General features: G+C 56.6%; 12 protein-coding genes. 3 read left to right on the forward strand and 9 right to left on the reverse strand.

All coding sequences use genetic code 11. The features are described from left to right. The first annotated feature begins 48 nt into the window (after window positions 1-48). Window positions 49-330 (forward strand): DUF1330 domain-containing protein, encoded by a 282-nt coding sequence (locus ACR0AD_RS12875; RefSeq protein WP_480482308.1) that lies wholly within the window; start codon window positions 49-51, stop codon window positions 328-330. Window positions 331-388: 58 nt separating this feature from the next. On the opposite strand, the gene rpsD is transcribed toward ACR0AD_RS12875, so the two are convergent. Beyond that, window positions 389-1009: a 30S ribosomal protein S4 gene (rpsD, locus tag ACR0AD_RS12880; protein ID WP_170374584.1), complete on the reverse strand. Its 621-nt coding sequence runs from the start codon at window positions 1007-1009 to the stop codon at window positions 389-391. A 271-nt stretch (window positions 1010-1280) separates the two neighbouring features. Beyond that, window positions 1281-1724 carry a hypothetical protein gene (locus ACR0AD_RS12885; RefSeq protein ID WP_267367456.1) on the reverse strand — a complete coding sequence of 148 codons (444 nt, stop codon included), beginning with the start codon at window positions 1722-1724 and terminating at the stop codon, window positions 1281-1283. Window positions 1725-2002: 278 nt separating this feature from the next. Between ACR0AD_RS12885 and ACR0AD_RS12890 the strand changes: the two genes are divergently transcribed. Next, window positions 2003-2446 (forward strand): hypothetical protein, encoded by a 444-nt coding sequence (locus ACR0AD_RS12890; RefSeq protein ID WP_480487527.1) that lies wholly within the window; start codon window positions 2003-2005, stop codon window positions 2444-2446. A gap of 12 nt (window positions 2447-2458) precedes the next feature. Here the strand turns inward: ACR0AD_RS12890 and ACR0AD_RS12895 are convergent, their stop codons facing one another. Continuing rightward, entirely contained in the window at window positions 2459-3100 is a 642-nt protein-coding gene (locus tag ACR0AD_RS12895; protein ID WP_480487525.1) for an NAD(P)-dependent oxidoreductase, read from the reverse strand. Next, a complete protein-coding gene (locus tag ACR0AD_RS12900; RefSeq protein ID WP_480482316.1) occupies window positions 3097-4005 on the reverse strand; it encodes an EamA family transporter in 909 nt (302 codons plus the stop codon). Before ACR0AD_RS12900 ends, ACR0AD_RS12895 begins: the two co-directional genes overlap by 4 nt. Window positions 4006-4083: 78 nt before the next feature. Here ACR0AD_RS12900 and ACR0AD_RS12905 point away from each other — a divergent pair, with 78 nt between their 5' ends. Then, window positions 4084-4578 (forward strand): MarR family winged helix-turn-helix transcriptional regulator, encoded by a 495-nt coding sequence (locus ACR0AD_RS12905; protein WP_480482318.1) that lies wholly within the window; start codon window positions 4084-4086, stop codon window positions 4576-4578. A 420-nt stretch (window positions 4579-4998) separates the two neighbouring features. On the opposite strand, the gene uraH is transcribed toward ACR0AD_RS12905, so the two are convergent. From uraH to ACR0AD_RS12930, 5 genes are all read right to left on the reverse strand, one after another. After that, the gene (gene uraH / locus ACR0AD_RS12910; RefSeq protein WP_480487523.1) at window positions 4999-5352 is read right to left on the reverse strand and encodes a hydroxyisourate hydrolase; all 354 of its coding nucleotides are present in this window, start codon (window positions 5350-5352) and stop codon (window positions 4999-5001) included. 277 nt (window positions 5353-5629) lie between these two features. Then, window positions 5630-6499: a Bug family tripartite tricarboxylate transporter substrate binding protein gene (locus ACR0AD_RS12915; protein WP_480487521.1), complete on the reverse strand. Its 870-nt coding sequence runs from the start codon at window positions 6497-6499 to the stop codon at window positions 5630-5632. 20 nt (window positions 6500-6519) lie between these two features. Further along, window positions 6520-6711 carry a hypothetical protein gene (locus ACR0AD_RS12920; RefSeq protein WP_480487519.1) on the reverse strand — a complete coding sequence of 64 codons (192 nt, stop codon included), beginning with the start codon at window positions 6709-6711 and terminating at the stop codon, window positions 6520-6522. Between the two features lie 20 nt (window positions 6712-6731). Beyond that, entirely contained in the window at window positions 6732-8048 is a 1317-nt protein-coding gene (locus tag ACR0AD_RS12925) for a tripartite tricarboxylate transporter permease (RefSeq protein ID WP_480487518.1), read from the reverse strand. Window positions 8049-8050: 2 nt separating this feature from the next. After that, entirely contained in the window at window positions 8051-8548 is a 498-nt protein-coding gene (locus tag ACR0AD_RS12930) for a tripartite tricarboxylate transporter TctB family protein (protein WP_480482326.1), read from the reverse strand. Window positions 8549-8841 lie beyond the last annotated feature (293 nt).

Consider the following 8841-nt stretch of genomic DNA (forward strand, 5'->3'; position numbering starts at 1 on the left):
AAAGCAGATCACACCCTAGCTTTTGCCCACACATCAAGGAGCAAAGCCATGATCTATGCCTACGCAAAACTTACCGTAAAGAATCCCGACGCGCTGGCCGCTTATCGCGAACAGGCCGGGCCTGCACTGGCCCGCCATGGCGGAAAGGTCGAACACGCCACCAAAGAAACAACCGCGCTGGACGGCACACCGGACTTGCCTGACGTTGCAGCCCTGCTTTCCTTTCCCAACCGGGACGCGGCGCTGGGATGGATCAACGACCCGGAACTAAAAGACATTCACGAGCTGCGTCGCAGCGCAGGTGCGTCAGATATCGTTCTGCTGGGCTGAAAATGAAAAGAGCCGCAACCAAAGGTGCGGCTCTGAATTCCGGATCGGAATGCGAAGATCAGTTCTTCGCGTAGAATTCGACGACCAGGTTCGGTTCCATCATGACCGGGTACGGCACATCGCTCAGGCCTGGTGCGCGAACGAACGTTGCGGTCATTTTCGAGTGGTCAGCATCGATGTAGTCAGGAACATCACGCTCGGCCAGGGCAACAGCTTCCAGAACAACAGCCAGTTGCTTGGACTTGTCACGCACTTCGATGACGTCGCCTTCTTTGACGCGGTAGCTGGGGATGTTCACCCGCTTGCCGTTCACTTTGACGTGGCCGTGGTTCACGAACTGACGCGCAGCGAAGACGGTCGGTACGAACTTGGCGCGATAGACGACGGCGTCCAGACGGCGCTCCAGCAGGCCGATCAGGTTTTCACCGGTGTCGCCTTTTACACGCTCGGCTTCGGCATAGATGCGGCGGAACTGCTTTTCGGTCAGGTCGCCGTAGTAGCCTTTCAGCTTCTGCTTGGCACGCAGCTGCAGACCGAAGTCCGACAGTTTGCCCTTGCGGCGCTGACCGTGCTGGCCGGGGCCGTATTCACGACGGTTGACCGGGGATTTCGGACGACCCCAGATGTTTTCGCCCATCCGGCGGTCGATTTTGTACTTGGCAGACGTGCGTTTGGTCACGGCTGATCTCCTTCTTTAGGTCGATGCCCAAACGGGCAACTATGAAGGGCGTTGTCCTCTTGAGATTTCCCTCATGACAGGCTTCCCCTTGCGGGGGCCACCAACACCAATGAAGCCGCGCTTATATCCGCAAAGCCGGCAGAGTCAACACGGCATTCAACGCAGTTTCGAATATCTGCAAAGATATGTTCACCGCTGGCAGCACAGGCCCCTGCGCGCATAGCGACGGTTGCTGTCACACTGCTTTCATCAAAAAAAATACAGGTCGCGTTCAGGCCGGAAATGCAACGACATTCCCGCCGCCTTCAACACCCGCCTTGTGCACCATCACAACCTCGGTCACGTCGACGATCCAGAATTCTTCATCCCGTGGCGGGCATGCGCCATCGAAAACGATGGTTGGTGCTGCATCATTGGTGTCGGCAACAAGGTTGGCTGAAAACCGCTGCGACCCATTGGTAAGTGTCAAAGCACCGGTCACGTGGCCGGAAACTTCCCGGACAATCGGGAAGCGGTTTTGTATGCGGGTTGCAGCGCCCCGCGCATATCCAATCTGTTCGACGCTGTTCTCGGCTTCTGCGCTCAGCACTATCGCCTGTCCGCGCCATGACCAAGCCGCGCCGACGGCCAGACACGCCAGAGGCGCGTCCTCGAGTCCGTCAATTTCAGTTTGATCCCATGAAATGGCTACCTGACCGTTAACTCCGGCTCTCATCTGCCCACTCGCACTATTTAACATCCCGATATTCAATCATTGCTTATCAGCACCAAATCCGGCGGAAAAGAGACAGGAATGAAGCATTCACAAGAATGTTGCAGAAGTGAATCAAAAATATGTGTTTGCCTTGATCCAAGCTGATTATCTGAGCATCAGCTTGCTGCGGCGACCCAGGGAATGGTTTCTGATCAGAGATCAAGATGGAAAAACCCACTCGTGAGAGTGGTGGTCACACTTCCTTAGTCAGACATGCGATCCGACGGAGCGTTTTGGTGATGGGCGCTAAGCTGCTGCTGGACCGTCCATGGACCTTGACGCCGAGTGTAACAGCATTGGCGGCAACAAGCGTTCTTTTGACCTTGTGCACTGGTGTGGCCCTGCCGATCTATTTCAAACTTGTGCACACGCTAGGGTCCATGGACGTCGCAAGCCAGGCGTATCTGCGCACCGGTGTCGGTGTGATGCCAGGTCTGGCCATCCTGGGTGAGACATTTACCTGCCCTGTGGCGATAGGGCTCTTCTCGGTCGTTGGTGCACCTGCAGTATTTCACCAGCCGCCATGGACCGCCCTGTTGAATCGGCTCATAGCTGCCTTACGTCAGCGACTGTCGATGCCGTGGCGCGGCCTGTTCGTTTTCGTAAGGTCGCGTGACGATACCGCATTCGAGAAAACACCCCGCTTGCGAACTGCAGACGGGGCGCTTTGCCAAAACGACTAGGTTGTTGGGGGTTCAATAGCCTACGGTAAAGGCGGCGCGTGGAAATTTGGGCGATTGAGCCTCATCTACAATTGCCACTGCAAAATCTTCCATGGAGATTTCTGAGTTGCCGACGTCATCAACAATCAGGTTATCTGTGTCGGTTCTGAAGACGCCCCGGCGTTCACCGGGCTGCAATAAGGCGGACGGGCTGGCATAGGTCCAGTTTGCTGAGGCATCCGATGAACAGAGTTCCCACTGCGCCATGGATGCACGTCCGGTTGGGACTATGCTTTCAGGCAGAAAGTCTGGATCTGATAAGACAGTGTGCGGGCTGCCATCGGGCATATGCAGACGAGCGGCACCCCCAATAATAATTACGCGAAGACGGACAAGAGATGCGACATGCAGGATGGATCGGGTCAAAGCAACAATTTCACCTTCACGCCCGGCCGGTGTACGCACAGCGCTTATGGCCAAATCCTGGCCAGCCATCGCAGCGGCCAATGCCGCAGGGTCTGCGACATCTGCAACAACCGGCTTGGCACCCTTGGGTAGTTTTTTGAGCCCCGCCTCGTTTCGAACTGCCGCAGTAACCTCATGGCCACGCGAAATGGCCTCAGTCACGACACGAGAACCGACGTCGCCAGTGGCACCAAATACAACAAGTTTCATGAGCATTCTCCTTTTGAGACGAGGTGTGAATTGGAAGTTCTTGAAAGTACGGAATTGCCCATCTGCCCAGCACGCTGTCCAAGCCAGATTGCCGTGAGCACAACCCCGGCTCCGGCGATCTGGGTGGGTGTCAAAGCCTGACCAAGAAGCATCCATCCAATAATGACTGCGGAAAGCGGGCTGAGAAAACCAAGGGCTGAAACGGCGCCGGGTTCGATCCGGGAAACGCCCCGGAACCATAAGATGTATGTCAGCGCAGCCCCGATCAGAGTGAGATAGACGATGCCGGTGATGTTTTGCGTATTCAATGGTGGAAACGCAGGCTCAAACAAAAGCGCCAAGGGTACCAGCAACAGCCCCCCTGCCGTGAGTTGCCAGGCCGCCAAAGTCAAAAGGGGCACAGGGGCTTGCCACTTCCGGGTCAGAACTGTGCCCGCCCCCATGGAGGCTGCGCCCCCGATGCCCGCAATCACTCCAATCGGATCAAGTGAAATCCCCGAACCAAGAACAAGAAGTCCGACCCCAAAGATACCGATCAGTGCCGCGACCACCGCAGACACCTTGACCGTCGTACCAATCAGCACCCCGGCCAAGAATACGACAATCAAAGGCTGAACCGCCCCAACAGTTGCGGCTACACCGCCAGGCAGCCGGTATGCCGCCACAAATAGCAATGTCCAGAACGCGGTGAAGTTGAGCGCACCGAGAACGAAGGCGCGTATCCACCAGATACCCTGCGGCAATTGCCGGGCAAGAACAAGCAATAGCAGGCCAGCGGGCAAAGCCCGCAGGGCAGCCATAGTGACTGGGTACCCGGCCGGAAGGAATTCAGTCGTAACGTAGTACGTGCTGCCCCAGACCAGCGGCGCGATTGCAGTGAGCGCGATGTCGACACGATGTTTCATGAGGAATCTCCATTTATCTTGACGTCAAGATATTACTCATTATCTTGACGTCAAGATAAATCTTCGCAATATGCTTCCATGGACCACATTGATCGTATCATTTCGCAATGGAACAAAGCCCGACCCGACCTTGATGTCGGACCGATGGAAACGATTGGGCGTCTCTCCCGCCTGGTGGCTCAACTCAGAAAAGAGATGGACAAAACCTGGAAGGTTTACGGGCTAAACCTCGCCAGCTTTGATGTACTGGCGACTCTGCGCAGATCCGGAAAGCCTGAAGGCTTGTCGCCCGGGGAATTGCTTGACCTGACCATGGTGACGTCCGGGACAATGACCAACCGGATTGACCAGCTCGTCAAGGCAGGTCTGGTAGAGCGCGTACCAAATCCTGAAGATAAACGGGGTTTTTTGATACGTTTGACCAAGGCCGGGTTCTCAAAAATCGAAAATGTCGTTTCAGATCACGTTGAAACACAACATCGGCTCTTGAGAGGGTTATCACCCACGCAGCGCGAAAACCTGAATGAATTGCTTAAAACACTGGGCGAGGCGATTGACGTAGACGCGAAATAAATACCGGAAAATTGGCGCGTCCCAAGAAACCAACACACTCTCAGAATACGACTTTGCATTGGAACTAACTACCAATGCTCTAACAGGATTCTCATTGCTACAATTTTATGAAACACAGGCGAACATTGCTCGGTTCTGTTTCGCAGTTCTTGATTACCTGATGATCGGGAATGTACAGCAGTTTGGTATTCTTGGCCGAGTTCGCCCTCGGTTCTGCCACAGAATAGTTGCCACCCGTGTCTGAGGTCGTCACGACCTACTCCTGTCAGTCCCAGCACGCGCTACCAGAACTGCGTTCGACCTGCCAGGTTGGGACGAAATTTGCGACAGAACCCTTTCACCCGCTTCAACTCTAGCGACTGGTTATGTTTACGACTTTCGGGCGCGGCTTTTTCGCCGTCCATGATACCTGTAGGGCGGTCAGCTGCCGCGATAGGTTGCGTAGCTGAATGGCGAGAGCAGGAGCGGTACATGGTAGTGGATCGCTTCCGACATGATGAACCGAAGCGGGATGACGTCCAGGAAGCGTGGCTTTTCGGGAGCAACACCAGCCAGGTCCAGATAGTCTCCGGCATGGAAGACTAGTTCATAGACGCCTTTTGCAAACCGTTCTGTCGGCATCACCTGTTCATCGGTGCGGCCGTCGCCGTTTGTCGTGAGCGTCTTGAGATACGTGCGCCGGTCGCCCTCGATCTGGAACAGTTCGATCTTCATTCCCTCTGCCGGGCGGCCGCGCGCGGTGTCGAGAACATGGGTCGTGAGATAGCCAGACATTGATTTTCCTCAAAGTTCTGAAGCGTTAAAGCACTTTGATGTTCACTTTGCATAGTCCACTGAACTTGTCAGACGGGGCAACTAAGGGAGTTGATGCCGGGCCAAAGTCTCAGATGAATCTCATCGGCTTGCGCGGCATAAACCGCAGGAGACTGGTCGCCATACAAGATGAGCATGGCGACCAAATCAAAGCGGTCTACTCCTTGATTCCGGCCGATTCGATCAGGGGCGCCCAGACCTCGATCGAGTTCGCAACGAAGGCTGTGTAGTCCTCGGTCTACATCGCCGCATGCGTTATCCCGAGTTCCTTTAGCCGTTCCTGGACATCGGGACTGCCAAAAACAGCAAGGACGGTGTCGTGAATTGTCTCGGCAGTTGCCGGGTCGATGCCCGCCGGTCCGGACAGGCCAACCCAGTTCTCAATCACGATGTCGTAGCCCTGCTCCTTAAAGGTCGGGACGTCAGGAATTTCCTTGTTCCGCTCAGGTGAAGCGATCGCAATCGCGACGGCTTCGTTGTCTTCGATCATCTCGCTGTTCTGAACGACCATGTCATAGAAACTGTCCAGCACGCCGGCGCGAAAATCTTGGATCGCCGGAGAGCTGCCCTGGTAGGGCACGTGAATCGACTCCACCCCGAGCGCCTGATCGACGGCAACTCCCAGAATGTGGGAGATCGAGCCCACGCCGCTCGAACCAAAAGTCATCGAGGTCTCTTTGACAAACGCAACATACTCGTCGAGCGAGGTGATCCCGGAGGAGGGCTGAACAAAGAGGCCGGGCGCCGACGCGCCTATATAAGCAACATGCGTGAATCCATCGAGCGGTTCATAGGGAATCGACTGGAACCGCGTCGGTGCGATCGTGAAGGGCGCATTGTTCGACAGAATCAGCGTCGTGCCATCAGGAGCCTGTTGCGCGACGTAGTCGGCCGCAACCGTTCCTGCCGCCCCCGGACGGTTGTCGACCACAGCCTTCTGCCCAAAATCGGTATCGAGGTGCTGGGCGAGCAGTCTTGCGACAAGGTCGCTTGTGCCGCCTGGCGGGAACGTCACGACGATCCTGACCGGCTCATCGCTCCAGGCTCCGGGTTCTGCCAGTGCCGCAGGTGCGTGCAGAAAGAGGGCCGCTGCGGCTCCGGTGCTCATAAGTAGTCTTCGGTCAATTCTCATGTTGATGTTTCTCCCTGATTGGCTTTCTTGGCCGCGCGACGGCGGCGTCGGTTCTGCTCTGTCTTGAACAGAGCAAATGCGAGAATGGCGACAGTGATTGCGATCAGCGTCGCGCTGATGGGTCTCTGCAGAAACACCATCGGGTCGCCACGAGACAGAAGCATCGAGCGTCGCAGCTGTTCTTCCATGAGCGGGCCAAGAACGAACCCTAAGAGCAGGGGCCAGGCTCGAAGCGGAAGAGTCTCATGACGTAACCGACGGCACCGATCACCAGCGTCAACCAGACGTCGAACACGTTGTTGTTCAGACTGTAGACACCCATGCAGATCAGAACGATAATCGTCGGGTACATATACTTGTAGGGAATTTTAAGAAGCCTAACCCACATGCCGATCAAGGGTACGTTGAGGATCAGCAGCATAATGTTGCCTACGAGAAAGCTCGCGACCAGACCCCAGAACATGTCGGGCTGTTCAGTGAGAAGACGGGGTCCTGGCGTGATCCCGTAGATCATCAGTGCCCCAATAACAATCGCCATTGGCGGGCTGCCGGGCACCCCCAGGGTGAGGGTGGGAATGAAGGCCGTTTGAGTCGCCGAGTTGTTCGCTGCCTCGGGAACTGCCACGCCAGGAACCACACCGGTACCAAAATCCTTCCGCCGGCGGTTCACCCGCTTCTCGACCGCATAGGCAAGGGCCGCAGCAATGGTCTGGCCGGTGCCTGGCAGAGCACCAATGAAGGATCCGATCGCACCGCCACGCAAGATCGGTGCAGGCAGTGATTTCCATTCTTCTTTTGAGGGATAGAAATCGTTGTAGTCGACGGTCTGAGCCGCCTTTCCGCTGGTCGCCGTGCGGATCGACGCGATGACCTCGGTCACGCCGAAGAGACCCATCGCCACGATTACGATGTGTACGCCATCGCGCAGTTCCGGAATGCCCATGGTGAACCTGAGGTCTCCTGTGGTCAGGTCGATGCCGATTGTACCAAGCATCAGGCCGGTCACCACCATCGCGATTCCTTTCAACGCACCGCCGTTACTCACGGCCGAGGCTGCGATCAGGCCTAGAAGAAGGACAGAGAAATAGTCAGGTGGTCCGAAACTGAGCGCGAGCTGCGCCAGGGACGGCGACAGGACGGCGATCACGATCATACCGATAATCCCGCCTCCGAAAGAAGCGGTAGCTGTCGAAAAGAACGCAACGCCTGCGCGGCCTTTTTTCGCGAGGGCGTGCCCCTCGATCGCGGTGATCGAGGCCGCCGGCGTGCCTGGAACGTTCATCAGGATCGAGGCGGTCGATCCGCCGTATTCCGCGCCGTAGAAGACACCGGCAATCATCACCAAGGCGGGTGTCGGATCGAGATAGAAGGTGAGCGGCAAAATCATCGCGATCGCCGCCATCGACCCGATGCCCGGCAGAACACCGATGAAGGTTCCAAGAAACACCCCAATGAAGCAGTACATCAGGTTCTGCGGCTCGAGAACCACCAGCAGGCCTTGATAAAAGAGTGTTAGGACATCCATAGTCAGCCTCCCGGAAACGGCCGGAGAGGCAGATTTAGCAGTTCGATGAAGACTGCCCAGCATCCGAGCGCCACGACCACCCCGAGGATCAGTTTTCCGATCCAAGAAAGTGTGCGGTCCGGCAGGCTGGCAACGATCACCGTCAGGAAGACTGCGGGAACGAGTCCAAGCCAATCGGCTGTAAGCGCGAACATGGCGAGAGCCCCGCAGATCGCGAAAAGCTCAATCCAGTCCGGTGTCTCGGCGATACCATCGCCGCGCCGCTCTTCCACACAGATGATCAGCGCCAGGATCGCAAGAATGGCTCCGGTGACAAATGGGAAGGCCCCGGTTCCGAGGCGGGTCGGAACCCCGAGCCCCAACTGCCAGCCACCGACCATGAAGATGATGCTCAGACTGAAGAGCACCAACCCTCCGATCTCTTCGCCCCAACCGAGCGCTCCGTGGTTTCCTTCCGGCACCCGGTCGTCGGCGTCCAAATGTTCGGGATCAACTGGCATGCCCGGTCCCTCTTGTCACTGCGCCCCCTTTTCCGTGCATGTCTGGTTTCGAGGCCTGCCTGAAGATCGCAAGAACGCGGGCTGCGCTTACGGCAGAGATTTGGTCGATTGCCGAGCGGATTTCGGAGGCGCGATCGGCCTTTAGACGATCAGTGAACTCAGCGATTACGCTGTCCAAATCAGCATGGCGTGCCAGGGCGGTTGTCCGCCATCAGCACCCATGGAACAGACTAGGTTGATTGCGTAGCGGAGGATTTCAGGCTCATCGTAACCATCAGAGAGTGGAGATGAGA

The organism is Ruegeria sp. BH8 (assembly GCF_056538065.1).